The organism is Natrinema longum, from assembly GCF_017352095.1.
GTDB lineage: Archaea > Halobacteriota > Halobacteria > Halobacteriales > Natrialbaceae > Natrinema > Natrinema longum.
Genome location: NZ_CP071463.1, coordinates 1,538,654 through 1,562,382 on the forward strand (window position 1 = coordinate 1,538,654; position 23,729 = coordinate 1,562,382).

Annotated in this window: 21 protein-coding genes; 10 read left to right on the forward strand and 11 right to left on the reverse strand. The window is 65.6% G+C overall.

Translation table 11 applies throughout. The features are described 5' to 3' along the window. Nucleotides 1-311: 311 nt before the first annotated feature. Together nasA and tatC are read right to left on the reverse strand one after the other, a co-directional pair. Nucleotides 312-2,429 (reverse strand): assimilatory nitrate reductase NasA, encoded by a 2,118-nt coding sequence (gene nasA / locus J0X27_RS07715; RefSeq protein WP_242634241.1) that lies wholly within the window; start codon nt 2,427-2,429, stop codon nt 312-314. Nucleotides 2,430-2,769: 340 nt separating this feature from the next. Then, entirely contained in the window at nt 2,770-3,690 is a 921-nt protein-coding gene (tatC, locus tag J0X27_RS07720) for a twin-arginine translocase subunit TatC (protein WP_207271784.1), read from the reverse strand. Between the two features lie 141 nt (nt 3,691-3,831). On the opposite strand from tatC, the gene J0X27_RS07725 reads away from it, so the two are divergent. Continuing rightward, on the forward strand, nt 3,832-6,180 hold the full coding sequence (locus J0X27_RS07725; RefSeq protein WP_207271785.1) for a twin-arginine translocase subunit TatC: 2,349 nt from the start codon (nt 3,832-3,834) through the stop codon (nt 6,178-6,180). 60 nt (nt 6,181-6,240) lie between these two features. Then, entirely contained in the window at nt 6,241-6,429 is a 189-nt protein-coding gene (locus tag J0X27_RS07730; RefSeq protein WP_097381188.1) for a CopG family transcriptional regulator, read from the forward strand. 72 nt (nt 6,430-6,501) lie between these two features. Here the strand turns inward: J0X27_RS07730 and J0X27_RS07735 are convergent, their stop codons facing one another. Beyond that, complete coding sequence (locus J0X27_RS07735; RefSeq protein WP_207271786.1) at nt 6,502-7,278, reverse strand: 23S rRNA (uridine(2552)-2'-O)-methyltransferase; 777 nt, start codon at nt 7,276-7,278, stop codon at nt 6,502-6,504. Between the two features lie 299 nt (nt 7,279-7,577). Here J0X27_RS07735 and J0X27_RS07740 point away from each other — a divergent pair, with 299 nt between their 5' ends. The 3 genes from J0X27_RS07740 to J0X27_RS07750 all read left to right on the forward strand — a co-directional run bounded on the left by J0X27_RS07740 (nt 7,578) and on the right by J0X27_RS07750 (nt 9,928). After that, complete coding sequence (locus J0X27_RS07740) at nt 7,578-8,708, forward strand: hypothetical protein (protein WP_207271787.1); 1,131 nt, start codon at nt 7,578-7,580, stop codon at nt 8,706-8,708. A gap of 201 nt (nt 8,709-8,909) precedes the next feature. Further along, nucleotides 8,910-9,203, forward strand: a complete 294-nt coding sequence (locus J0X27_RS07745) for a hypothetical protein (RefSeq protein WP_207271788.1) — start codon at nt 8,910-8,912, stop codon at nt 9,201-9,203. Further along, nucleotides 9,185-9,928 carry a DNA polymerase sliding clamp gene (locus tag J0X27_RS07750; RefSeq protein ID WP_097381707.1) on the forward strand — a complete coding sequence of 248 codons (744 nt, stop codon included), beginning with the start codon at nt 9,185-9,187 and terminating at the stop codon, nt 9,926-9,928. Before J0X27_RS07745 ends, J0X27_RS07750 begins: the two co-directional genes overlap by 19 nt. Nucleotides 9,929-10,046: 118 nt before the next feature. On the opposite strand, the gene J0X27_RS07755 is transcribed toward J0X27_RS07750, so the two are convergent. Beyond that, nucleotides 10,047-11,567, reverse strand: coding sequence for an alpha/beta hydrolase family protein (locus tag J0X27_RS07755; RefSeq protein ID WP_207271789.1), 1,521 nt, complete (start codon nt 11,565-11,567; stop codon nt 10,047-10,049). A 226-nt stretch (nt 11,568-11,793) separates the two neighbouring features. Between J0X27_RS07755 and J0X27_RS07760 the strand changes: the two genes are divergently transcribed. Continuing rightward, nucleotides 11,794-12,111, forward strand: a complete 318-nt coding sequence (locus J0X27_RS07760) for a HalOD1 output domain-containing protein (RefSeq protein WP_207271790.1) — start codon at nt 11,794-11,796, stop codon at nt 12,109-12,111. 114 nt (nt 12,112-12,225) lie between these two features. Here J0X27_RS07760 and J0X27_RS07765 read toward each other — a convergent pair whose 3' ends face one another. Continuing rightward, nucleotides 12,226-13,095 carry an alpha/beta fold hydrolase gene (locus J0X27_RS07765; RefSeq protein ID WP_207271791.1) on the reverse strand — a complete coding sequence of 290 codons (870 nt, stop codon included), beginning with the start codon at nt 13,093-13,095 and terminating at the stop codon, nt 12,226-12,228. Between the two features lie 249 nt (nt 13,096-13,344). Between J0X27_RS07765 and priL the strand changes: the two genes are divergently transcribed. Continuing rightward, nucleotides 13,345-14,436 (forward strand): DNA primase regulatory subunit PriL, encoded by a 1,092-nt coding sequence (priL, locus tag J0X27_RS07770; protein WP_207271792.1) that lies wholly within the window; start codon nt 13,345-13,347, stop codon nt 14,434-14,436. Between the two features lie 47 nt (nt 14,437-14,483). On the opposite strand, the gene J0X27_RS07775 is transcribed toward priL, so the two are convergent. Next, nucleotides 14,484-14,873 (reverse strand): hypothetical protein, encoded by a 390-nt coding sequence (locus J0X27_RS07775; protein ID WP_207271793.1) that lies wholly within the window; start codon nt 14,871-14,873, stop codon nt 14,484-14,486. Nucleotides 14,874-14,914: 41 nt separating this feature from the next. Then, nucleotides 14,915-15,187, reverse strand: a complete 273-nt coding sequence (locus tag J0X27_RS07780) for a DUF7472 family protein (protein ID WP_207271794.1) — start codon at nt 15,185-15,187, stop codon at nt 14,915-14,917. A 183-nt stretch (nt 15,188-15,370) separates the two neighbouring features. On the opposite strand from J0X27_RS07780, the gene J0X27_RS07785 reads away from it, so the two are divergent. Both J0X27_RS07785 and J0X27_RS07790 read left to right on the forward strand, forming a co-directional pair. Continuing rightward, a complete protein-coding gene (locus tag J0X27_RS07785; protein ID WP_207271795.1) occupies nt 15,371-15,991 on the forward strand; it encodes an SWIM zinc finger family protein in 621 nt (206 codons plus the stop codon). Between the two features lie 108 nt (nt 15,992-16,099). Then, nucleotides 16,100-17,938 (forward strand): acyl-CoA dehydrogenase family protein, encoded by a 1,839-nt coding sequence (locus tag J0X27_RS07790; RefSeq protein WP_207271796.1) that lies wholly within the window; start codon nt 16,100-16,102, stop codon nt 17,936-17,938. A gap of 54 nt (nt 17,939-17,992) precedes the next feature. Here the strand turns inward: J0X27_RS07790 and hjc are convergent, their stop codons facing one another. Further along, complete coding sequence (gene hjc, locus J0X27_RS07795) at nt 17,993-18,514, reverse strand: Holliday junction resolvase Hjc (protein WP_207271797.1); 522 nt, start codon at nt 18,512-18,514, stop codon at nt 17,993-17,995. Nucleotides 18,515-18,580: 66 nt separating this feature from the next. Beyond that, nucleotides 18,581-19,393 carry a CPBP family intramembrane glutamic endopeptidase gene (locus tag J0X27_RS07800; protein ID WP_207271798.1) on the reverse strand — a complete coding sequence of 271 codons (813 nt, stop codon included), beginning with the start codon at nt 19,391-19,393 and terminating at the stop codon, nt 18,581-18,583. 119 nt (nt 19,394-19,512) lie between these two features. On the opposite strand from J0X27_RS07800, the gene J0X27_RS07805 reads away from it, so the two are divergent. Further along, entirely contained in the window at nt 19,513-21,621 is a 2,109-nt protein-coding gene (locus J0X27_RS07805) for a bacterio-opsin activator domain-containing protein (RefSeq protein ID WP_207271799.1), read from the forward strand. 557 nt (nt 21,622-22,178) lie between these two features. On the opposite strand, the gene J0X27_RS07810 is transcribed toward J0X27_RS07805, so the two are convergent. Both J0X27_RS07810 and J0X27_RS07815 read right to left on the reverse strand, forming a co-directional pair. After that, complete coding sequence (locus J0X27_RS07810) at nt 22,179-22,949, reverse strand: protein-L-isoaspartate O-methyltransferase family protein (RefSeq protein ID WP_207271800.1); 771 nt, start codon at nt 22,947-22,949, stop codon at nt 22,179-22,181. Nucleotides 22,950-23,026: 77 nt separating this feature from the next. After that, complete coding sequence (locus J0X27_RS07815; RefSeq protein WP_207271801.1) at nt 23,027-23,656, reverse strand: protein-L-isoaspartate(D-aspartate) O-methyltransferase; 630 nt, start codon at nt 23,654-23,656, stop codon at nt 23,027-23,029. Nucleotides 23,657-23,729: the final 73 nt, after the last annotated feature.

A 23,729-nucleotide genomic window follows, 5' to 3' on the forward strand; every position in this document is an offset into this window, starting at 1 on the left:
TGCTGTGCGAGACGTTCGAAAAACGGACGTCCCATCGCGACGACGACCGCTGCCCAACCGGAACTCGACGAATGGATACAACAGCGGGCGGATTCGATCGTCAGTCGGAGCCGGCGCATTCGGCGTCGGAGCCACTCGAGTCCGGGACGACCCGCCGGCGAGACCGATCGCGAGCGGGATGCGTCGAGCCAGAATCGTCGTAGTGGTGCCGACGACGGAACTCGCGGCCACGACGCCTCGCTTCGGGCACTACGTCTCTCGAGTGTGCGGACGCTCGCCAGTTCGGAAGTCGATGTCGCGGTCGTGGATACTCAGGCACTCGCTTCCGCGACCGCCCTGACGTCCCGGTCGTGGGGTGGTTCGAGGCGCACCGCACACTGTTTGAAGTTGGGTTCGTTCGAGCGGGGATCGGCGTCGGGGAGCGTGAGATCGTTGACGTCGGGGTGGTGGATCGGCAGCCAGACGACCCCGTCGGGGATCGCCTCGTCGACCTCGATGCGGGCCGCGACCGATGCCCGACGGGAGACGACGCGAGCGTACTGTCCCTCGTCTCCGTCCGCCATCGTCTCGAGTTCGTCCGCGAAGGCAGCCGCCGTCGCCGGGCTGACCCGAGCCGTCGGCGGCTCGTCCTTACGGGTCCGAACGCCGGTGTTGTACGCGTCCGGGCGGCGCGCGGTCGTCAGCGTAAACGGGTACGATTCGTCCGTCGGCTCCGGAAGCGGCCGGGCCTCGCCGGACGAGAACCGCGCCCGGCCCGAGGGGGTGTGGAACGACCACGATTCGTCGATCGGCTCGGGGGCGGATTCGTCCCCGTCGTCCGCCGGGTCGTTACCGTCGGCCTCGTAGTACCGGTAGCCACCCGACACGTCGGGTTCCGGTGCCGGCCAGCGAACCGCGGTCTCGGCCTCGAGGCGGTCGTAGCTGATTCCCGAGAGATCGGCAGGGGTGCCGGCCGTCAGCGCGACGAACTCGTCGAAGACTGCCTCGGGCTCGAGTCGGTCGTCGAACAGCTCCGGACGGAGGCGATCGGCCAACTGGTCGATCAACTCGAGGTCCGTTCGAACGCCCGACGGCGTCTTCGTCGCCGCCCGGACCCGGGAGACGGTCCGTTCCATGTTGGTCGTCGTCCCCTCGGACTCGCCCCACGTCGTGGCGGGCAGGACGACGTCGGCGTACTCGACCGTCTCGCTTCGGAAGGCGTCCTGGACGACGAGAAACGAGTCCTCGAGTTTGTCGCGGACGTGCGTGGCGTCGGGCATCCCGGCGACGGGATTGGTTGCGACCGCGTAGACGGCATCGACATCGTCGCCGATCGCGTCGACGATACCGACCGGTCCCGGCCCGGGATCGTCGGGGAACCGCGAGACTGGAACGTCCCACGCCTCGGCGATCTCCCGCCGGTGGTCCGGATCCGCGAAGGGACGGTGACCGGGCCAGCTCCCTTTCGAGGAGCAAACCCGGGTCCCCATCGAATTGGCCTGGCCGGTCAGCGAGAACGGTCCCGAGCCCGGCCGGAGGTTGCCGGTCGCGAGACACAGATCGATCAGCGCGCCCGCGGCTGCAGTCCCGTTGACGCTCTGATTGATTCCCATTCCCCAGTAGAGCACGGACGGATCCTCGAGCGCCGCCGCGAGGCGGTCGACGTCGGCCATCGAAACGCCCGCCATCTCGGCGGCAGCCGCCGCGTCGGGGAGTTCCGCGCGGAGTTCCTCGAACCCGGTCGTCGCCTCGTCGACGAACGCCTCGTCGACGCGGTCGGTCTCGACGACGCGGGCGAGGACGGCTCGAGCGAGCGTGAGGTCGCCGCCGGGCTCGAGTGGCACGTGGTGGTCGGCGACCTCGGCGGTCTCGCTGTGGACGGGGTCGACCACGACGAGCTCGGAGTCGTCCTCGTCCGCGGACTGCCGAATCCAGCGGAACATGACCGGATGGGCGGCGGCCGGGTTCGCTCCCCAGACCACGTGTGTTTCGGCCTCGGGGATGTCGTCGTAGGTCGGCGGCGGCGCGTCGCTGCCGAACGCGTCGTAGTAGGCCGTGACGGCCGAGGCCATACACAGCGTCGTGTTGGCGTCGTAGTACCGGGTTCCGAAGCCGCCACGGGCGAGTTTTCCCAGCGCGTAGGCGGCCTCGTTGGTCTGTTGCCCGCTCCCCAGTACGGCGACGCTATCGCGACCCGCCTCGAGTGCGGTGCCGAGCCCTTCCGCTGCGCGCTGGAGCGCCGACTCCCAGGTCGTCGGCACGAGTTCGCCGTCCTCGCGCACGAGCGGCCGGGTCAGCCACTCGCCGGCCGGCTCGGCGGTCTCGCTGACGCCGCGCTGACACGCCAGCCCCTGGGTGACCGGATGGCTGGGATCGCCGCGGACGGTCTCGAGCCCGTATCCCCGCTCGGGGGTCCGCTGGACGTGCCCACACCCGACTGCACACCGCATACACGTCGTCGGGACGAACTCGGTCACGGCCCCCACCTCGCCGTCTCGGAACGGATGGCGCAATGGGATTTACAATCGCGCCCCTCGAAGAGGTATTTGCGAAATACCATTCAGAGTTTCACGTGTTAGCAGAACATACACAACTACTAAACGATTATCTTTTACGAACCATGGATTCTCTCTCGATATCGGGCGGAAGCACCGACTATCCAGACGGATGAATACAGTATAAGGCCATTAGATGATGGATTCCGAGGGCGGAAAGCAAACGAGCGTCCACGAATCCGAACGCGGCGTGAGTGTGGGACAGTCGGTCGTGACGGGAGCGAACTCGAGTGGTCTACTCTCGGCCGACCCACTTGAGGACCAGCAACGTCCCCTCGAACAACAGGATCATCGTGACGGCGACGAGGATGGGAGCCATCATCGTCGGGTCGATCGTGAACATAAACGAGAGCCCGGCGAAGGCCGCCCAGAAGTACAGCCGCTTCTGAGCGAGCCAGCGGCGGGTCGTCACGCCCATCATGATCGCCAGCATGATAAAGAGCGGAATCTGGAAGACGATCGCGAGAAAGCCGGTCAGCGTGATGATCAGGTTGAACGTTTCGCCCAGCGCGTACGCGATTTCCGCACTTCCCTCGGCGTAGTACGTGAAGTACTCGAAGAGGATCGGCAACACGAGCACGTAGGAGAACAACATCCCGCCCGCCGCCAGCACGACGCTCGTGGGCACGGCCGCGAGGTAGTACTTGCGCTCGTTGGGGTACAGCCCCGGCCGCATGAACAGGTAACACTCGTAGACGAACGCCGGCAACGCGACCATGATCCCCAGCAGCGACGAGATCTTGATCCGGGTGAGCCACAGCTCGAGCGGATTGTAGAGGTGAGGTGGCGGGGCATTACCGCCGGCCGGGAAGACGCTAAACCAGACGTATTCGATGGCCTGGGACGCGCCCAACAGACCGATCGCCGTCCCGCCGGCACCGAACAGGAGGACGACCGCCAGCCGGAGGACCATCTCCTCGATGTGGTCGGCCAGGGGCATCTCCTCGTCGTCGGGCGGCGTCGAAATGCCGCCGATATCGTCGTCGGAGTCGGGATAGGTCGGCTCGGGACTGTGCCGGTCGCCGACGACGCCCTCGCCGTCGGTCTCGAGGCTGGGAGTCTCTCCGTCAGCAGCGGCTGGCGGTCGCCCGTCGGGACCCTCGCGTGGCTCCGTGGGTCCCTCGACCTCGCGGTCGTCCACCGGCTCGTCCGACATCTATCGGATACTGATAGGCCGCCGGTTATAGGCCTTTTTCTTACGAACACCCCCTCGAGAGTGAGAAGGGGGTTCGATCGGCCCACGAACTGCATACCCTACTCGAAAGGTTGATAACTGGATGTCAGTTACCCCTACCCAATGAGTTCTGCCGTCGACGAGGATACAGCCCGGGCCCTCAACAGCGGCCGAGAGACGATCGGCGCACTCCTCTCTGGTGCTCAGCAACACCTCCAGAAAGTGTTCATCGTCTTCCTCCTGGGCTTCGTCGGCTCCTTCTACGCGCTTCGGATCGTCGTCTGGGACTTCCTCAAGGCGACGACGGAGTCCCAGATGGGGCAGGATATCGCGGAGGCGACCGACGTCATCACACGGACGCCCTTCGAGGTGATCCTGCTCCAGGCCAAGATCGGGATGATCGTGGGGATCATCGTCGCGCTCCCCGCCTTGCTCTTTTTCTCACGGAAGGCACTCCGTCGGCGGGGGTATACCAGCGTCGTCCCGATTTCGAAAGGCTACATCGCAGGCTTCGTGGTGATGGCGCTGGCCCTGTTCATGGCGGGTGTCGTCTACGCCTACAGCATCTTCTTCCCGTACGCGTTCGCGTTCCTCGCGGGGAACGCAGTCAGTGCCGGCGTCAAACCGAGCTTCGGCATCACCGAGTTCACCGAGTTCATGGCGCTGTTGACGCTCTCCTTTGGCCTCGCCGCCCAGCTCCCGCTGGTGATGGGGGCACTGTCCTATACCGAAGTCATTCCCTTCGAAACGTTCCGTGACAAGTGGCGATACGCCGTCGTCGGGATCGTCATCTTCGGGGCCCTGTTCTCGCCGCCGGACCCGTTCACACAGGTCATGTGGGCGACCCCGATGGTCATCCTCTACGTCTTCAGTCTCGGACTGGCCAAGGTGGTCACCAACGTCCGGCGACGCGGCGCAGCGAAATCCGCCGGGACGGGGACCGAACACGTCAAGCGCCGCCTCCTCCAGTTCGGTGGCGTCCTCGCTGCGGCCACCTTGACGATCGCGCTGGCCGTCAACCAGGGCGGCTTTGGCTACCTCCACGAATCGGTCTACCCGCTGTTCCCCTCGCGGCTTCGACCCGGGACGACCGGACTCGAGACGTTCGCGCTCGAACACGGCCACCTCGGCGAGCTCGCGGTCGGCCTGGTCGTCGCCGCCGTCGTGGGCTTTCTCGTCCTGCTTGGCTACACGATCTACGTGCTCCAGCAGCCGGTCTACCCCCGCGAGGACGACGTTCGACGGGCCGACAGCCACGACGACATCGATTTCGAGACGCTCGAGGCCGAGGACATCGAGGACGTTTCGACGCAGGTCTTCCGGACGATGAGCGAAGAGCAGGCCCTCGAGTACTCCCGGCAGGCCATGTACGACGACGACCGGGCGAAAGCCGAGGCGATCCTCGATCGCTTCGATACGATACAGGAGTCCATGGCCGGCGAGGACGGAGCGGGAGACGGCGACACGGCGGGCGGGGCGAGTACTGGCGGGGCCGCCGCGGACGACGAAGGGGGTCTCTTCGCGAGCACCGCCGCTGGGATGCTCGATCCGTTCACCGAAGACGAGACCACCGAAGACGACATCGGCGGCTACGCCTACGATATCGCCTTTATCCTCAACAGCCTCACCTCGAAGGTGTTCCGCATCGTCGGGCTGTTCATGGTCGTCATGGGCGGGACCTTCTTCTGGCTCTACTCGGGCGGTCTCGGGGACGTCCTCAGGCTCTTCCTCGATCGAGTTCCACGGGAGTTGCTCGTCGAGGTCGTCGAGGAAGACATCAATCTGAGCGAATTGAACGATACCGAGTATCTCACCGAGGTCATCAACGAACTGGACATCGTCGTCGCCTTGCACCCCGTCGAAGTGCTCATCTTCGAGGCGAAGGTGAGCGCGCTCGCCGGCCTCATCGCCGTGGTACCGGTGGCGCTGTTCTACGCCTGGCCGGCCGCCAAGGAGCGCGGACTGGTCTACGGCGACCGCCGGACGTTCCTCGTCTGGGGCGGCGGTCTACTCGCCGGTTTCGCCGTCGGGACCTACCTCGGGTTCTTCTGGGTCGCGCCGTCGATCATCTCGTATCTGATCTCGGATGGGCTCCGCAACGGGATGGTCATCTCCTACCGGATCAAGAGCTTCTTCTGGCTCGTGATCTTCACCACCGTCGGAATCGGCTTCCTGCTGAACATCATCGTCACGATGGCGCTGTTCCACGTCGGCGGCATCGTCAGCTACCGCACGATGCTCGAGCGCTGGCGGCCGGTCGTCGTCGGGATCTTCGTCCTCGCGGCCTTCTTCAGCCCGAAGGGGATCCTCATGATGCTGATCTTCTCGATCCCGATCGCGCTGACGTACCTGATCGGCCTCGCCGTCCTCTACGTCCTGACCGCCGGCGGACGGCTGTTCGGCGGTGGCGGTGATGGAACGGCAACGGACCTCGACGCGGACGACGACACCGGAGCCACTGTCGTCGACTAGGAGTCCGGTGCCGCGAGCCGACGGCTTAAGTCGGGGGCTTGCGAACGACTATCCAGACTGATGCCCAAGATCAGCGTCGAAATCCCACAGGAACTCCTCGACGACCTGGACGACCACGTCGGTGACGACGGCAAGTTCGTCAATCGCAGCGACGCCATCCGATCCTCGATCCGCAAAAACCTGGATATCTTAGACGAGATCGACAAACGCCACGACCGCCTCGGGGATCAGGAGTATAGTAGCAACTGAAAGTCAGTGCACACCTGATCGCACGACAGCGTTGCGATCAGTGTGTAAATCGTTTCAGTTGCTACGATAGTGTTACTCCTCGTCGATCCGCTGAGCGAACCCGAAGTTCGGCTTTACGTCTTCGACGCGAACCGCGACGGTCTCGCCTTCTTCCGTCCCCGGCACGAACAGCCGATAGCCGTCGATCGACGCGATGCCATCGCCCTCGTTCCCGACGCTTTCGATCTCGACCTCGAGTTCGTCGCCCGGCCGCACCGTCGCGGTGAGCCGGCCCTTTCCGATGAAGTAGACTTCCGAGGACTCGTCGCGGCTGGCCTTCGGCGACGTCGCGCGGACGTACTGGAACTCCTCCTCGACGTCGGCCCGGAAGTCGTCGACGTCCGGCCCCTCGAAGACCTTCACGACGAAGTCGCCGCCGCTGTCGAGGAGTTCGAGGGCGGTCTCGAAGGCCTGCCGCGCGAGGTGCAGCGAGCGGGCCTGATCCAGCGAGTACTCGCCGGACATGTTGGGTGCCATGTCCGACACGACCACGTCGACGGGGCCGCCGGCGGCGTCGACGACGCGGTCGCGGGTCTTGTCTTCGGTCATGTCCCCGCGGAGCGTCTCGACGTTGTCGTGGTCCTCGAAGTCCTTGATCCGCTGGAAGTCGACGCCGATGACGTTTCCGTTGGGGCCGACCTCCTCGGCGGCGACCTCGAGCCAGCCGCCGGGAGCCGCACCCAGGTCGACGACGGTGTCGCCGCTGTCGATGACGTTCTCGAGCTGGTCGAGCTGTTTGAGCTTGTAGGCCGCTCGAGAGCGGTACCCTTCCTGCTTCGCTTTGTTGTAGTAGTGGTCTCGACCTGTCATACGGCCCTCACCGAATTATTTGCCATGTTCCGCGTGGAAACTGCCGACGAGTCTGCGTTCATACGAGAGAGGACGCCGTCGATCCGGAAAGGTACATCGGATGGGATCGGTAACGCCGGGCCGCCCGCGAGCTGTCCCCACCCTGTCCGTGGGCGGTGTGCTGGCGTCCCCTGCAGCGAATCGGCCGGGAGGGACGGCTGGCTACCTGCGTTTCCACGACGAGCGCATCGATAGGTCAAAGACGTGATTAACCTTGGAGAAGGCGTTTATCCCTCCTTACGGTTCTTGAAATTACACTCATGGACATAACTCGTCGCAAGACCCTGCTGGCAACGAGTGGTGCCCTCGGTCTCGCTGGCTGCCTCGGCGACGCGCCCGATGACGACGATGCCGGTACTGGGAACGGCGGCAACGACGTGGAGTATACGGTCTTCCAGCTCGACCCGTCGCTCGACCACCCGCTGTGGGCGACGGTCGAGAACGCGACCGGATTCGTCGCTCTCCTCGAGGACGAGTACGACGACACCTGGATGGTCGAGAATCCAGGCGAAATCGACGGGCTCCAGTCGTGGCTCGACGAAACGGACTTCGAGACGTCCGCAATCGTCTACGTGGAGACCGCCGGGCCGAATACCTGCTACAACGCGCTCGACGTCAGCGACGTAGGCGTCGAGAACGGCGAAATCGTCGGCGCTGCGAAAGCGGTCGACACCAGCGATGGGAACGAGGGCTGTGGTTCCGCCGAGACGTACCCATCGGCGTTCGTCCGGGTGACTGCCGACGACCTGCCCAGCGACGCCACGTTCACCGTCGTCGACGGCAGGGGCGAGTCCAGCGAGGCCGTCGCCGACGGACGCTACGCCGACCCGGCGAACCTGCCCGGTCACGTCCGTCCGGACGGCGACCCCGCGAAGCTCAAGGAGTTGCGCTGCGACGACGAGAGCATCCGGCGGCTCCGTGGGCCCCGAGACGACGAGGTCGCGTTGGGCGAGGCGTACAACGACGAGGAGGTGACCTTCGCGATGCGCGTCCACGCTACGCAGGCGCTCGCCGGTGGCCAGGGTGATTCGCCGCGGGTCGGGCGTGGCGACGAGGTACGGATCACGATGTGGAACGTCTCGACGGACGTGCAGCTCACCGGGAGCCGCCACAAGTGGAACCTGCAGGTACTGACGATGGACGGCTGGAAAGATGTCCGCGGAACGACGGACGGCGACCGCATCGGATACGACGACATCGGGATCGAACATCGCCCGGGCGAGGGATTCGAGTGGGCGATCGAGATGACCGAGGAAGGTATCGTAGCGGGCCACGAACACGAGGACAGGCTCGAGGTCTGCCCCGACCTGCAACCCGGGCGATACCGCTTCGTCTACCACGGTATCGGCAGCGGCGAGGCGCTCGCCGTCGAGTTCGACTACAACGGGTAGGTAGTAGTCACGACGGACCGAGAGGAATAGGATAGTAGCGGTCTCGAGCCACGAGTCGTTCTCGGGATAGACGCCAAGGACAGCCCGAAAGCCGAAGAGCGGCCCGCGAGGGCGGCCACCACAGCGCTCGAAGGGGCCATTCGCGGATCGGTTTCGAAAGCCGGGCCAGCGGTTACTCCGTCGAAGCGCGGACCGGGGACCATGGGCGAAGAGATCACCGTAGAGGACGGCGGAAAGCGCGTGACCGACAGCGATGGCAACGAAATCGGGGTCGTCCTCGACGTGGAGGGCGGGGCGGCCTCCGTCGAGCCGAATCGGGAGCTCGGCGGCGAGCTCAAGCCCAGGCTCGGTTGGGGCCCGGACGAACGGAGCAGGGACCCGCTCCGGAACGACGCGATCGGCGAGAGTGCCGACGAGGAGATCTGCCCGCGCGTAAAGGGTGGCTTTTTATGTCGACCGTTCGTACGGCGACCTATATGTTCAAGGCCATCGTGAGCGCCGAAACGCTCACCAGCGCGCTCGATTCGGTGAGCGTGCTGGTCGACGAGTGCAAGATCCACCTCGAGGAAGACGGACTGGAGATCCGGGCCGTCGACCCCGCGAACGTCGGGATGGTCGACCTCTCGCTCGATGCGTCTGCGTTCGAATCCTACGAAGCCGACGGCGGGCTCATCGGCGTCGACCTCTCGCGACTGGAAGACATCGCCGGCATGGCCGAATCCGGCCAGCTCATCCAGCTCGAACTCGACGAGGAGACCCGAAAGCTCCACATTCAGATCGACGGGCTCGAGTACACGCTCGCGCTCATCGATCCCGATTCGATCCGCCAGGAGCCCGACATTCCGGACCTCGATCTGCCCGCGGAGGTCGTCCTCGAGGGGAACGACGTCAACCGCTCGGTGACCGCCGCCGACATGGTCTCCGATCACATCGCACTGGGCGTCGACGAAACGGAGGAGTACTTCTACGTCGACGCGGAGGGCGACACCGACGACGTCCACCTCGAGCTCACCCAGGAGGAGCTGATCGACCTGCAGGTCGGTCCCGCTCACTCGCTGTTCTCGCTGGACTATCTCAAGGACATGAACAAGGCGATCCCGAAAGACACCGAGGTCACGCTCGATCTCGGCGAGGAGTTCCCCGTCAAGATCTACTTCGGCTTCGGAGAGGGGCAGGGTCAGGTCACCTACATGCTCGCGCCGCGAATCCAAAGCGAGTAACGCTGGCTCGGCCGCCGGCCCACGTTCGAACGATCGATCTCCGTCCTCGAGTTCGGTGCCGTCTTACGTCTGACTGCAAGCGTCCGCCGGGTCCGAAGGCGGCTCGCAGCGTCCCGGCTCAGAGCGAGCCCTCGGCGATCGGCAGCGTCAGCGTCGATTCGTCGTTGTGGACGGTCGCTGCACCGTGTTCGTCGAGGGAGAAGGGATCGCTGGCCTCGATCCGTAGCTCGAGCGCGTCGCCGCGGGGAATCTCCCGCAGGAGCGGTTCGAGGTCGAGATCGAGCCGGTGTGTGCCCGGCTCCTCGAGGCGGAACCCGGTCACCTGATCGTCGATCTGTTCGGTCGAGAACGGATCCTCGGCGTGGTGGAGGCTGGCGAAACAGAGCAACGGCGCATCGTGAGCCTCGATCGACACGGAAAGCGCGGGCGTCCCCCGGAGTCGGAAGCCGTCGGACTCGATCTCGTAGCTCGCCGTCTCGTTCCAGAACGGTCGGTGGCGGATCGTCGAGGTCGTCCCACCGAGGACCTCGAGGCCGACCACCGTCCGCTCGACCGCTCCCGGAAAGTCGTCGGACGTCCGCCACCGACTCGCCTGATCGTCCCAGAGGGAGACCGGCGGAACGACATCGGTCTCCGCGCCACGGACGTGCCGGTCCATCCAGTCGAGTGCCGCCCGATTCATGTACTCGTGTTGCTCGTCCGTGACGGCGAGTTCGTCGATGTTGTGACCGCCGCCGTACATGACGAGTCGCGACTCGACGCCCACGTCGTCGATCTCGCGGTAGTTGGCGACCGCCTCGCTCGGTGGGAACAGGGTGTCTCTCCAGCCCGAGATGACGAGCGCCGGCGTCTCGAGGGGTTCGAGGAACCGCGTCGGCGATCGCTCCTCGAAGTACTCGAGTGCGGCCTCGGGGATCGCGTTCTCGGCCATCGCCTCGGTGTACCAGTCCTGTAGATTCGGGTCGATGCTCTCGCCGATATCGCCGGTGAACCGCGAGGAAGCGGAGCCAAACCCCACCAGCAGCGTGAGCCATCCGGATTTGATCGCACCGTTGGGCGTGACGGCGGTGACGAAATCGTTCCACGCGATTCGAGGGACGATAGCGTCGATGCGGTCGTCTCGTGTGGCAGCGAGGAGTTGGATGCCGCCGCCGTACGAGCCCCCGTCCATCCCAAGCGACGGATCGTCGCCGTCGGCGATCACATCGTCGTGGTCGGCGAGCCAGTCGATCAGCGCCGACACGTCGCCGACCTCGTTTGGCCCGTCGACCCCGACCTCGCCACCGGAGCCTCCGTACCCGCGCGAATCGTACGCGAGCACCACGTACCCGTTGTCGGCGTACATTCCGGCGGTACAGCGGAGGAACTCCCTGCTCATTCCCCAGCCGTGAGTCGTGAGCACGGCGGGGTGAGGCCCGTCGGCGTCCGGGACGTACAGTGTGGCGGCGAGCGCCGTTCCGTCGAACGACTCGACCGTCACGTCTCGCGTCGTGAATGCGCCATCGCCGTGGAAGAACTCCCTCGAGAGCGCGCAGTCGAGTTCGATCGCCGCTGCCGGGTTCGTCCCGATCCCCATTCCAGTGGCCGTGATCCCACCAGCCGCGGTCGCTCGGAGGAGGGTTCGTCGGTTCACGTTCATACGGCACTGATTGACGTAATTACCGATATGGATAGTCGTTATCCGATGGATGGCAGGGTCCTGATATATCGGCCCACCGCTCCCGCCGCCGCTCGTTGCGAACGCGGTTTCCAGGTCACCTCGAGGACCGACACGGCTTCGGCCGGCGGTCTCGTCATCGTCCCCTAATTAAAAGAAGTATATACGAAGGAGACGACCTACCAGCACTCCCATAGTAGTCAGCAGTATGCCCTCCCCGAACGGTCCCGACGACGGCCCAGAAGCGAACGCATCGAGGTACGTCACGACGTTCGATCCGGAAGCCGGTGAACGGGCGAGCGACGCTATCGTCACCGCGGTGGCGGCAATCGTGGGAACGGACTCGGTCGATCTCCCGCCGCTGTACGACGCCGTCGATCCGGAGGCGCTCGACTCGCTGGTCGAACACGCCCAGCGGATGGAAGATGCGGGCACCCATCAGGTGTGGTTCACCTACGAGTCGTTCGACGTCGGCGTCCGGACTGACGGCGAGATCCGAATCCGGGACGCCACGACGGCGAGTTGAGTAGCGACCCGAACGTCGCTCGAGCGGCGTTTCATGCGGACTCCTATCAGCCAGTGACGGCACAACCACACGGCGGGTCGCGGTTGCGCCGGGACAGCGGTACAGGAGCCCGTCTCAGTCCTGTTCGTCGAGAAAAGACACCAGTTCCTCGTTGACCGCGTCGTCGTTCTCGATGAAAAAGAGGTGGGAGCCACCCTCGACGAGTTCGACGCGGCTGTCCGTGATCTTCTCCGCGATGAACTCCGCGTTCTCGACGGGAACGACCCGATCGGCCGTCCCGTGGAGGATCAGCGTCGGCACGCGAATCCCGTCGAGGCGGTCGCTGACGTCGAAGTGCTGGACGGCCGCGGCCTGGGCCTCCCGAGCCGGGTCGTCGGCGTCCTGTTCGAGTCGCCACTCGAGGATTCGATCCATCAGATGCGGGTTCCGGTTGGTGAACCGGTCGTTGAACGCGGGTCGCATCCGGTGGCGGAGCGTCTCCCGCTGGCTGGCCCCGTCGGGCGTGTCGAACATGTGTTCCTGGGTCTCGTCGGGCACCGGGACCGCGTCGGGCCCGCCGTGAGTAGTACAACACAGCGTCAGCGACTTCGTTCGGGAGTACTCGAGTGCGTAGCGCTGGGCGATCATCCCGCCCATGCTCGCGCCGACGATGTGGGCGTCGTAGATCCCAGCGTCGTCGAGGACGGCCTCGAGATCGGCAGCCAGTCCGCCGATCGAGTAGCCGGCCAGTTTGAGGAGGACGAGGCCACGGAGCGGCCCCGGAAGCCGCGGAACGAGCGGCGGGAGACCGACGTCCGAGCGACCCGTGCCGCGGTTGTCCGGCGCGACGACATCGTACTCGTCGGCAACGGCCTCGCGTTGCCAGCGCCACATCCACCGCCCGAACCCGAGCCCCTGTACGAACACGACCGGCGCGCGTCCGTCTCCCTCGCTTCGCTCGTACTCGTAATAGATCGACACGCCGTCTCTCGTCGCCTGTGGCATAGCCGAGACGACGAGTCGGACGCCCTTGAAATCGATCCTCGAGCCCGAGCCGACCGGAGACCGGACGCGTGTACTCGGAAGACAGCCATCGAGGCGTGGTAAGACGGAATTATCGCCGCCGAGATCGCCGACGACGGCGGCGTCGGCGACGGCTGCTGTCGGCGACCGAGCCATCGGTCCGAGCGGATCGGTAACAAGTGATTGGGACAATCAGCGCGTTTATCCCGTCGGAGTAATATCGTTGTACCGATGCAGCGACTCCACGCCCGGTATCCGTTTCTCGAGGCGGCCCGCGAGTCCGTCGCGACGGAGGCGGTCGATTTAGCGACCGTGGTCGAACAGGACCGGGCGGTCGTCGATCGCGCGCGTCAACGCGTTATTACCGCACTCGAAGACGGAGAGACGGGGGAGCCACACCGCGATGCCCGCATCGAGTTACTCTCCTATCCGGTCGCGCGGGTGCTCGTCTCGATGGTCGACGAACGGATTCTCGTCCGCAAGTACGCCCGCGCCGAGTCCGCGACGGCCTACGAGCGGTTCACCGCGGACATGACCGACGAGACCGACCTGAAGAGCGTCGAGTCGACCGGGTTGAAGCTCGCGGACCTGCTCGCCGAGTTCGACCTCGAGGGCGACGTCCGCGAGACAGGCGACGGGGAGGGCTACCGGATCGACGTCGGGACCTACCTGCCCCTCGCCGAGGACCTCTGGGACGACGAGTGGCGACTCGTCAATCGACCGCTGGCGGCGGGCGAGATCCCCGTCGACGAGACCGAACTCCTCACGCTCCTGCGCGAGGCGATCCGCGGGCGGATCGAGGACGGCCTCCCCTTCGAGGTCCCCGCGGCGATCGCGACCGCGCTCGAGGACGACGCCGCCGAGATTCGGGCGATACTGGCGGACCTCGAGTTGACACAGGATATCGACACCGTCGTACCCGACCTCTTCCCGCCGTGTATGAAGGCGCTCCTCGATCAGATTCAGAAAGGCGAGCACCTCCCCCATCACTCCCGCTTCGCGATCACCGCGTTCCTGACGAGTATCGGGATGGACACCGACGAGATCGTCGACCTCTATCGCGTCAACTCGTCGTTCAGCGAGGAGATGACCCGCTATCAGACCGACCACATCAGCGGGGAAACCTCGCCGACGGAGTACTCGCCGCCCTCCTGTGCGACCATGCAGTCCTACGGCGATTGCGTGAACAAAGACGATCTGTGTGAGCGGATCCCGCATCCGATGGCCTACTACGAGCAACGGATCGACGACGCCGACGACGAGGAACTCGAGGACTGGCGCGGTGCGGACGGCGAGGACGGCCAGTCGGCGAGTAGCGATTGAGAAAGCGTGCCGTCAGCCGATCCGTTCGAACCGAGGCGACGCCTTCGTCACTCTCGGGACGGCTCGTTCGACAGCTCCTGGGCCTGTTGCTGGATGTCCTGTAGTGCCCGCTCCTGTTCGCCGCGAGCGATACCGCCGGCTTCGACGTGACGGCCCTCGTACTGCCAGGAGGGGATCGCGTTCCAGACGGTCGAGGGCTCGTCCTCGGTCTCGCTCTCGGTTCGACTCGTCGTCTCGGCCAGCGTGGAGCGTCGCCACGAGAGGAACGCCACCAGTCCGATCAGCGCCACGAGCGCACCGGCGGCAGTCACCGGGCCGACGACGACCGACAGTCCCACGATCAGTGGCGAGCAGAGCAGGCCGAACACGAGCGGGACGGCCAGCCGTCGGAGCCGTGATCGGGACGTGCGCTCGGCGGTATCGTCGGGACTCTCCATACGCTCCGTCGACTCCCGACCGTGAAAAAAGTGTCGTCGAGTTAAAACGTTCCCTGGGTGTCCGCATCGTCGTCGTCATCCGTGGTCTCGAGGCCGTCCTCCGGATCGTTCAGGGTGTAGGCCAGGCCGATCCCGATCACGGTCAACAGGAGAATGAAGCCGACGATAACTCCGATGAGCATCTGGCCACCCTGGGGTGAGAGCGTCCCGTTTCCGGCACTGTAAGAGGAGCCGACGGCGACCATGGCCGCTAGCATCAGGAAGACGCCACCGACGGAGACGACGATTTCGATGAGCTGTTCGCGCTCGATCATTGTCCCATCGCTTTCGCCGGCCCGGTGAAAAGCGCTTCGAAGGGGGGCTCGAGGGAGAGTCGGCCGAGGGCGACCACCAGTCGGAGCGCCGGGCTTGCGATCGCAGGGGTGGCAGTTATTGCCCTCGGTACCCTACCTACGTCGAATAGCCAGCCGACCAGCGATTTCCGTTTCGACGCATCCATGAAAACAACAGCGTCACCGAAAGCACCGCTTCCAGTACCGACAGCAGGACACCTCCCCGAGCGATCGCGCCGGGCACGCGCCGAACCGATGTCGGTGTTGCCGCTGGGCGATGGCCTCTACGAGGTCGAGTCCGCGAGCGACCACACCTACCTCGTCGATCTCGAGGCGGGCAGATGTACCTGTCCGGATTACGTCTTCCGCGAGGTCCGCTGCAAGCACGTTCGCCGGGTCGCGATCGAGATCACGGAGGGACACACACCGCCGCCGGGCCAGGTTGCGGTTTCGTGTCACGACTGCGAGGAGACGGTCTTCGTCGACGAGGACGCGACCGAACCGCTGTACTGCGACGAGCACACGATCCGGCCGGGCGACACCGTCGTCGACCGGGAGACCGGCGACCGCCTCACCGTCGTCGACGTCTCGACGCTTCGGGCCGACGCCGTCGAAATCGGGGCGGCGGACTGCACCGTCGCCGAGTACGCGACGAACGGGGACTACGACCCCGAGGTCCCCGTCGTCGGAGCAGTCTACCCACACGCGACCGTGGCCCGAAACGGCGTCGTCCCCTCGTCGCTGAAAGTCTACGTCTTTCCGCGAACCCGCCTCGAGGCAGCGTAGACCGCCGATTCGCCCACCGTCGTCTCCGGCGGGACGGGTAAACACCTCGCAACGTATTTCGGGTTGACAACTCCCGTTTTCTTGTAGACTGGTACCGACTAGCGAGTTATGGAAACGGGAATCGATTACGGCGAGTTCGAGTCGGGACGACACGTCAACTACTGGGAACTCGACCGGACGCTCCAGCGTGAACTGCGTCGCGTCACCGATACCGAGACCTTCGAGTGGGCGGAGCCTCGCCTCGCGGAGTTCGGCGAACTGATCGGCCACACCGTCGCGGACAACGCCGATTACGTCGACGATCACGGGCCGGAACTCGAGACGTACGACGAATACGGGGACGTACAGAACTTCGTTCGGTACCCTGCCGAACAGCTCGCGAACGAAGCGGCCGTCTACGAGGCCGGCATCGTGGCCGACGCGTTCGAGGCTCCGCCGGGACGCGACGAACCGGTGCCGTTCAGCCAGTACCTCGCAACCCTGCAGCTGCTGTGTTACGCCGACGCCGGCTTCGGCTGCCCGGTCGCGATGACCGCCGGTTCGGCGCTCGTCCTCGAGCGCTTCGACGACGGGGAGCTCGAGCCCTACTACCGAGGCCTCGTCAGTCGCGACTACGACGGGCTGATCGAGGGAGCGATGTTCCTCACCGAAGAGCAAGGCGGCAGCGACGTGGGGGCAAACGAAACGACGGCGAGGTACGACGAGGCGGCCGACTGCTGGCGACTCACCGGGGAGAAGTGGTTCTGCTCGAACGTCGACGCCGAGGGAACGCTCGCGCTCGCACGGACCGAGGACGCGCCGGCGGGAACCGACGGCCTCTCGATGTTCCTGGTTCCCCACGGCGACCCCGACGAGGGAGTCATGACGAAGGGCGACCGGCGGGCGTTCGAAGGAGCACCGCCGGGAGACGCGCTCAACGACCAGTTGTACCGGCGGCTGAAGGACAAGCTCGGCACCACCGCCGTGCCGACCGGCGAAGTCGAGTTCGAGGACACGAAGGCCTACCTCGTCGGCGAGCAGGAGGCCGGGTTCAAACAGATGACCGAAATGTTGAACCTAGAGCGGCTGTCGAACGCCGCCGCCTCCTGTGGGATCATGGGGCGGGCCCTGCTCGAGAGCCGGGTGAAGGCGGCCAATCGCGAGGCCTTCGGGAAGCCCATCGAGGAGTTCCCCCTGATGCGCGAGGACCTCGTCGACATGACCGTCGACTACGAGGCCGCGACGGCCTACGTCCACGAAGTCGGCCGGCTCTTCTCCGAGCGCGAGCGCGCGAGGCGCACCGACGAGTCGAGTGACGAACTCGAGGACACCTACCGGCTGCTCCGGCTGCTGATCCCGATCGCCAAGCTCCGCACGGGCCGGATGGCGGTCGACACTGCCTCCTACGCCATGGAGATCCAGGGCGGGAACGGCTACGTCGACGACTTCGTCACCAACCGCCTGCTCCGGGACGCCCAGGTGCTGCCGATCTGGGAAGGGACCGAGAACATCCTCTCGCTGGACGTCGTCCGCGCCCTCGAGCGCGAAGACGCCCACGAGCCGTTCATGCGCGCGGTCGAAGATCGGCTCGAGGCCGTCGACCATCCCGCGCTCGCCGATGCGGCCGAGACCGTCGAGACGGCCTACGAGGAACTGCTCGGAGCACTGGCCGAACTCGCCGAGGCCGACGGCGAGTACGCCCAGCTCTCGGCCAAGCGACTCTCCCACTACGTCTTCGAGGTGTTTACCGCCGCGTTGTTGCTCGCGGAGGCCCAGTCCGATCTCGAGGACGGGAACGGGCGGACGGCGATGGTCGCCCGGCGGTTCGTCACGACGGAACTCGCGGAACGAGACGGTCGAGGGATCACCGGCGGCGACCGGTTCGTCCTCGAGGCGTTCGAGCCGATCGTCCACCACGCGCCGGTCGACCCGGAAACGGTCTCGGAGACGGTGACGGCCGACGACTGAGATAGGCTGCGATCCGATGGTACGAGGGAGTCGCCTTCGGTGCCGGAGAAGGGGTTACTCGAGCAACTCCGCGGCTTCCTCGACGTCCATGATGCCCTGCTCGACTGCGTTCAGGACGCGAAGCACGTCCTCGTCGGGGCCGTCGTCACCGCCGTCGCCGATTTCCTCGAGGGTGACCTTCTCGGAGCGGCCGGTGAACTCGGGGAAGTCGGTGCCCTCGGCCAGCGCCGTCTCCTTCTTGACGCGGTAGTTTCCGCCGTCGGTGACGTGGAGGTCGCCGGGGTGGAAGAAGTACCAGTCCTCGCGGTCGAATCGAACGCCGATTCGGGGTTTCGCGCCGAAGTTCTGGGCGAAGAAGATCAGCGCCTCGACCTCCTCGCCGGTGAGATAGATCGGATCGCCGGCGCTCGATTTCGCTTCGATCGCGTAGAAGCGTTCGCCGTCGCCGGCGAGCACGTCCGGGAGTTCGCGCTCGGTGGCGGAGCCGCTTGCGGGCGCACGCATCACCGCGAACCCGGCCGCGTCGAGTTCGTTGACGAGTTCGCGCTCGCGGCGGTCGCCCTTCGCGTGGGACATACCACCGTCTCACCGCCGGCCAATAATAAAGGAACGGACGCGGCGACGGGAGCCACCGGGAACGGTCTACAGCGGTACGGCCGCCACGAGGTCGACCAGCAGCGACGTCGTCGGTTCGGCCGTCTCGATCTCGTACTCCAGAGCCAGATAGAGCAGGCCGAACTGGACCCCGTTGAAGACGGCGTGGGCTATGATGGGGACGAACAGGTTGTCGGTCTTCGCGTAGAGGAACCCGAAGATCACCGCACCGCCGACGACGACCGCGACCGGGACGGCGGTCGCGAGCAGCGACTCGGAGAGGAGGGCGTAGACGGGCCAGTGGATCAACCCGAAGATGAGACTGGCGATACCGACCGCCTGTAGCCGCGAAAAGGCGTCGTAGAGTCGTTTCTGGACGACGTTTCGGTAGAGGAACTCCTCGGCGGGCGCGTTGAAGAAGAAGACGATACCGATCATGACGAGGATCATCGTCTGGTCGGAGCCGATGTAACTCGCGACCTGATTCTCCGCGGCCGGGAGCGAGAGGAGTTGGATGGCCACGCTGATGAGCACGTAGAACGCGATACTCGCGACGATACCGACGAGGACGTACGCCCAGCCCTGCCGCGTCGGGAATCGGACGTCGACGTACGACCACCCGCGATCGGTGACGGCGATGTAGATCGCGCCGACGAGGACGAACGCCAGGAAGTTGAGGACGAAAAACACCGTCCGACTGGTGATCGACGCCTCCGTCGGTGCCGTGAGCAACTTCGGATCGAGCAGGAGCGCTGGCAGCGTCGTAAACTGCGTCGCGATCAGACCGAAAATCGCCAGCCCGGCGGCGACGAGCGTCGAGCGGAGTGGACCGTCCGTCCGGCGGCGTGAAGCTGTTGCCATAGCGATCGCTATGGCGACCGGGCCCTTGGGCGTTCCTCTCTCCGAACGGGTCGACCTCGAGTGCTAATTACTTAGGGACCCCTCGCCAATGCGTCGACAAGCGACCAGCAGGATTCAGCATGATGGACCCCATCACCGTACTCGTCGTCGACAACGAACCCGGCTTTGCGGACCTCGTCGGGACGATGCTCGAGCGCGAGCGCGAGGCGATCGGTTCCCTTTCGGCGACGGGTGGCACGGAGGCACTCGAGGTCCTCGAGCACCGGGAGGTCGACTGTATCGTCAGCGATTACGAGATGCCGGAGCTGACGGGACTCGAGTTGTTGGAACGCGTTCGTGCGGACGATCCGGATCTCCCCTTCGTGCTCTTTACCGGGCGGGGGTCGGAGGAGGTCGCCAGCGAGGCGATCGCGGCGGGCGTGACGCAGTATCTCCAGAAGGAGACCGGAAACGAGCAGTACGCGTTGCTGGCAAACCAGATCACGAACGCCGTCGAGCAGTACCGGACGGAAACGGAGCTTCGAGAGAGCGAGCGACGCTACGAGCGGACGCTGACGACGTTACACGAGACGACGCGCGACCTCATGCGGGCGGAGACGAAAGACGGAATCTACCGGTCAGCGGTCGAGACGGCGGGTGAGATCGTCGACGTCGCGGTCGCCGCGGCCTACGCGTTCGAGCCGACGGCCGGGACTCTCGAACGCGTCGCGTCGGTACGACGATCGCCCGAGTTAGGGGCCCCGGACGACGTCTTCGGGCGTGGAGAGGGGCTGGTCTGGGAGGTGTTCTCGGACGGCGAGAGCGCCTACTACGAGGACCTCGCGCGCGAGGACGGCCTCGACAGTTCGGGGACGGTGAGCCAAAGCGAGCTGATCGTTCCGCTCGGGACTCACGGGGTACTGGTCGCCGGCCGTGAGGATGTCGACGGCTTCGACGAGACGATGATCGAGCTGTTGCACATTCTGGCAGCCAACACCGAAGCCGCGCTGGATCGAGCCGAACGCGAGCAGTTGCTCCGTGACCACGACCGGACGCTCACCCAGCAAAATGAGGAACTGACGCGGCTCAATCACACGAACGAGATCGTTCGCGAGATTACCCACGGCATCGCGCAAGCCTCGACACGGGCGGCGATCGAAGAAACGGTATGTGACCGTCTCGCCGAGACGGATCGATATCGATTCGCCTGGATCGCCACGAACGACGACGAACCGCCCGCGCCGTCGGCCTGGTCCGGTATCGATACGGCCTACATCGACACGATTCGTGCGGACGGCGACCGTGCACCCGAACTCTCGCTGGTCCGTGAGATCCTCGAGACGGGGCAGCTACGGACGGTCCCCGACGTCCTCGAGGCCGACGGCTGGACGACCCGACGCAAGGAGGCGTTGACCTACGGCTATCAGACGGTACTCGGGGTGCCGCTGATCGCCGACGAACGACGATACGGCGTGTTGCTGGTTCACGTCGGCGGTGCCGATTCGGTCGGCGAGAGCGAGCGTGCGGTCCTCGACGAACTCGGGGACATGATCGGGCACGCGATCCAGTCGGTCGAGCGAACGCGGGCGATGCTGTCCGACAGCCGACTCGAACTCGAGCTCGCCGTGGCGGACTCGCGACTACTGTTCAACCGACTCTCCGAACAGGTCCCGGAAGCGGCCCCGATAACGCTCGAGGGCGTCATCGATCGCGGGACGGACGCCCTCCTGTTCGTCAGCGCGCCGGCGACGGCCCCGCTCGCCGGCCTCGAAACGGAGTGGGCCTCGATCGAGACCCTGTCGGTGGTTTCCGAGGGTGACGACGAAACCCTGTTCGAACTGACGGTCCCGTCGACGCCGTTTCTCGACGTGTTACGGACCTACGACGTACAGATACGGGACGCGACGGCCACCGACGGTGCATCGACGCTTACCCTCGAACTGCCACAGGGCGTCGAAACGCGGTCACTGATCGAGGCGCTCAGGGCGGCGTATCCCGAAACGGAACTCGTCGCCAAACGAGAGACGACGAAGACGCGGACGGGACGCAGACTCGATAGCGCGCTCGCGGAGGAGCTTACCGACAAACAGTTCGAAGCGTTGCAAGCGGCCCACTACAGCGGCTTCTTCGAGTGGCCACGAGAGAGCACCGGTGAGGAGTTGGCGGACGCACTCGGCGTCTCACCGCCGACGTACCACTACCACTTGCGCGCGGCCGAGCGGAAATTCGTCACGATGGTCTTCGAGTGAGACGGTCTCCTGTAAGTCGTTGCCGGTGGGACCGGGACCGCCCTGCGGTCCCACCGGAAGATCGGGACAGCAAGCCGTATGAACCGGTCGCTGAAATATCGGAGCGAGGTTCTTCGGCGGTTCCATGCCGACGGCGATCGACTGCTGTCCGTTCGAACGAGGAGTCGATACCGGGCGGAGGCTCCGGCCCGAGCGACGAGACTGCCGGGACGACGGAGTCGATCGCGACGGCTGTGGGCTCCGACCGCGGTCGGGACACGGATACCCCGCTTTCGATCGCCACTGCACACGGCACGAAGCGATGACTGTTTCCGCCGACTATTCGCTGGCGACATTATTCGACCGGGTGCTAATCAATTAGGGGTGAGATTCGGAAGACGGTAAACAGTTAGAAGTCATTTTTAACCCCTGCCGGTTCCTACACTGAGGTGGCGATCTCAAGCAGACTGTCGCCACCCCCTTTCCCCCACCCCTTTCCGTACGCCAACGGAGACGGCCGTTGCTCGACACACGCAGACGCATCCTCGATTCCCGGAAAGAGCAACGCAGAGACGCTACTAGCGTGATCGGCCTCGCCGGGACTGGCCCCCGATCGCCTCCTCCCACTCGATCCAGTCTTGTTCCCAGCCGCGGCGAGACTCCGCGCGCCGCTGGGCCCGCTCGTGATCCTCGCGTGCGGTTCGATTCCGCTCGACGGCCCCCGACTGTTCCCCCTCGACCAGCAGCGGGTCGAGGGACACGGCGTCGAACTGCTCGGTCTCGCCGTCGGCCGAAACCGCCTCGAGTCGCTGTTGGTGGGTGCCACGGGGAAAGACCAGTCGCCCGTCCTCGGCGAGTTGCTCGAGCAGCGCACGCGGCGGCTCGACGGCGGCCGCCTCGAGCAGAATTCGGTCGAAGGGCGCGTATTCCGGGAGTCCGTTCGCGCCGTCGCGGCAGTCGACGAGGACGCCGTCGTAGCCCGACTCGGAGAGATTTCCACGGGCTTCGGCGACCAGCGGGCGGGAGATGTCGACGGCGTGGACGTTCGTCTCGCCGACGATTTCGGCCGCGACGGCAGCCGTGTAGCCGACGCCAGCGCCGACGATCAACACCGTATCGTCGTCCTCGAGGGCCAGCGCCTGGAGGAGGCGGGCGACCGTCCGCGGTGCCAGCACGCGAGTCCCGAGAGCTTCGTGTGCACGGTCCGCGTAGGCGGTCCGCTCGTCATCGACGAACGCGTGGCGTGGCACGTCACGCATCGCGATCGCGACAGCCTCGTCCGCGAGGATGTCTCTGGGCGGGGACTCGAGGCCGTCGACCATATCCGCTCGCAGTACCGCGAGGTCCATACGCCAGCTATCGCGGCGGCCGTTATCAATGGCGCGCTTGCGCGGTCGGCTCCCGTGGCGTCCCACGCGGGGGACGATCACCCGCGCATTCGGACGAACCGAACGCCGCCGTGTTCGGTCCGCTCGAGCGAGCCGTCCGGCCGTTTCGTGGCGCTGACGAGCGTCTGGCGAGCCGTCCCGATCGGCGCGAGTAGCTGGCCGCCAGCGCGGAGTTGGTCGACGACGTGACCGGGCATCGAGGCCATCGCACAGGTGGCATAGGCGGCGTCGTAGGGCGCGTTCTCGGGCCACCCCTCGCGGCCGTCGCCGACGCGAATCGAGATGTCGTCGTACCCCAGCGCTGCGAGGGTCTCTCGTGCCTGTTCGGCCAGCTCCGCGCTGTATTCGACCGTGTAGACGTTCTCGCCGCCGACTACCTCGGCCGTGACGGCCGCGTGATAGCCACAGCCGGTACCGATCTCGAGGACGTCGTCGCCGGGATCGGCCGCGAGCAGATCGGCCATGATCGCCACCATGTGTGGTGCGCTGATCGTCTGTCCGTCGCCGATCGGCAGGGGCCGGTCGGCGTAGGCGCTCTCCCGGCGGGTCGGCGGGACGAACTCGTGGCGGGGAACCGCTTCCAGGGCCTCGAGCACGCGGTCGTCGTCGACGCGGGACGCGACGGTCTCGACCATGCGCTGCCGTGGGATCTCGTAGCTGTCGGACATCGCTCGGGGTCGAATACGACCTCGAGGACGGTATACTGTCGGGCGGACCCCGCAGACCGGGCGGACAGACGGC

Excerpts from the sequence above, each read along its gene's own strand:
- nasA (WP_242634241.1), bottom strand. The coding sequence starts at position 2,429 with ATGCGGTGTGCAGTCGGGTGTGGGCACGTCCAGCGGACCCCCGAGCGG.
- tatC (WP_207271784.1), bottom strand. The coding sequence starts at position 3,690 with ATGTCGGACGAGCCGGTGGACGACCGCGAGGTCGAGGGACCCACGGAG.
- J0X27_RS07725 (WP_207271785.1), top strand. The coding sequence starts at position 3,832 with ATGAGTTCTGCCGTCGACGAGGATACAGCCCGGGCCCTCAACAGCGGC.
- J0X27_RS07730 (WP_097381188.1), top strand. The coding sequence starts at position 6,241 with ATGCCCAAGATCAGCGTCGAAATCCCACAGGAACTCCTCGACGACCTG.
- J0X27_RS07735 (WP_207271786.1), bottom strand. The coding sequence starts at position 7,278 with ATGACAGGTCGAGACCACTACTACAACAAAGCGAAGCAGGAAGGGTAC.
- J0X27_RS07740 (WP_207271787.1), top strand. The coding sequence starts at position 7,578 with ATGGACATAACTCGTCGCAAGACCCTGCTGGCAACGAGTGGTGCCCTC.
- J0X27_RS07745 (WP_207271788.1), top strand. The coding sequence starts at position 8,910 with ATGGGCGAAGAGATCACCGTAGAGGACGGCGGAAAGCGCGTGACCGAC.
- J0X27_RS07750 (WP_097381707.1), top strand. The coding sequence starts at position 9,185 with ATGTTCAAGGCCATCGTGAGCGCCGAAACGCTCACCAGCGCGCTCGAT.
- J0X27_RS07755 (WP_207271789.1), bottom strand. The coding sequence starts at position 11,567 with ATGAACGTGAACCGACGAACCCTCCTCCGAGCGACCGCGGCTGGTGGG.
- J0X27_RS07760 (WP_207271790.1), top strand. The coding sequence starts at position 11,794 with ATGCCCTCCCCGAACGGTCCCGACGACGGCCCAGAAGCGAACGCATCG.
- J0X27_RS07765 (WP_207271791.1), bottom strand. The coding sequence starts at position 13,095 with ATGCCACAGGCGACGAGAGACGGCGTGTCGATCTATTACGAGTACGAG.
- priL (WP_207271792.1), top strand. The coding sequence starts at position 13,345 with ATGCAGCGACTCCACGCCCGGTATCCGTTTCTCGAGGCGGCCCGCGAG.
- J0X27_RS07775 (WP_207271793.1), bottom strand. The coding sequence starts at position 14,873 with ATGGAGAGTCCCGACGATACCGCCGAGCGCACGTCCCGATCACGGCTC.
- J0X27_RS07780 (WP_207271794.1), bottom strand. The coding sequence starts at position 15,187 with ATGATCGAGCGCGAACAGCTCATCGAAATCGTCGTCTCCGTCGGTGGC.
- J0X27_RS07785 (WP_207271795.1), top strand. The coding sequence starts at position 15,371 with ATGAAAACAACAGCGTCACCGAAAGCACCGCTTCCAGTACCGACAGCA.
- J0X27_RS07790 (WP_207271796.1), top strand. The coding sequence starts at position 16,100 with ATGGAAACGGGAATCGATTACGGCGAGTTCGAGTCGGGACGACACGTC.
- hjc (WP_207271797.1), bottom strand. The coding sequence starts at position 18,514 with ATGTCCCACGCGAAGGGCGACCGCCGCGAGCGCGAACTCGTCAACGAA.
- J0X27_RS07800 (WP_207271798.1), bottom strand. The coding sequence starts at position 19,393 with ATGGCAACAGCTTCACGCCGCCGGACGGACGGTCCACTCCGCTCGACG.
- J0X27_RS07805 (WP_207271799.1), top strand. The coding sequence starts at position 19,513 with ATGATGGACCCCATCACCGTACTCGTCGTCGACAACGAACCCGGCTTT.
- J0X27_RS07810 (WP_207271800.1), bottom strand. The coding sequence starts at position 22,949 with ATGGACCTCGCGGTACTGCGAGCGGATATGGTCGACGGCCTCGAGTCC.
- J0X27_RS07815 (WP_207271801.1), bottom strand. The coding sequence starts at position 23,656 with ATGTCCGACAGCTACGAGATCCCACGGCAGCGCATGGTCGAGACCGTC.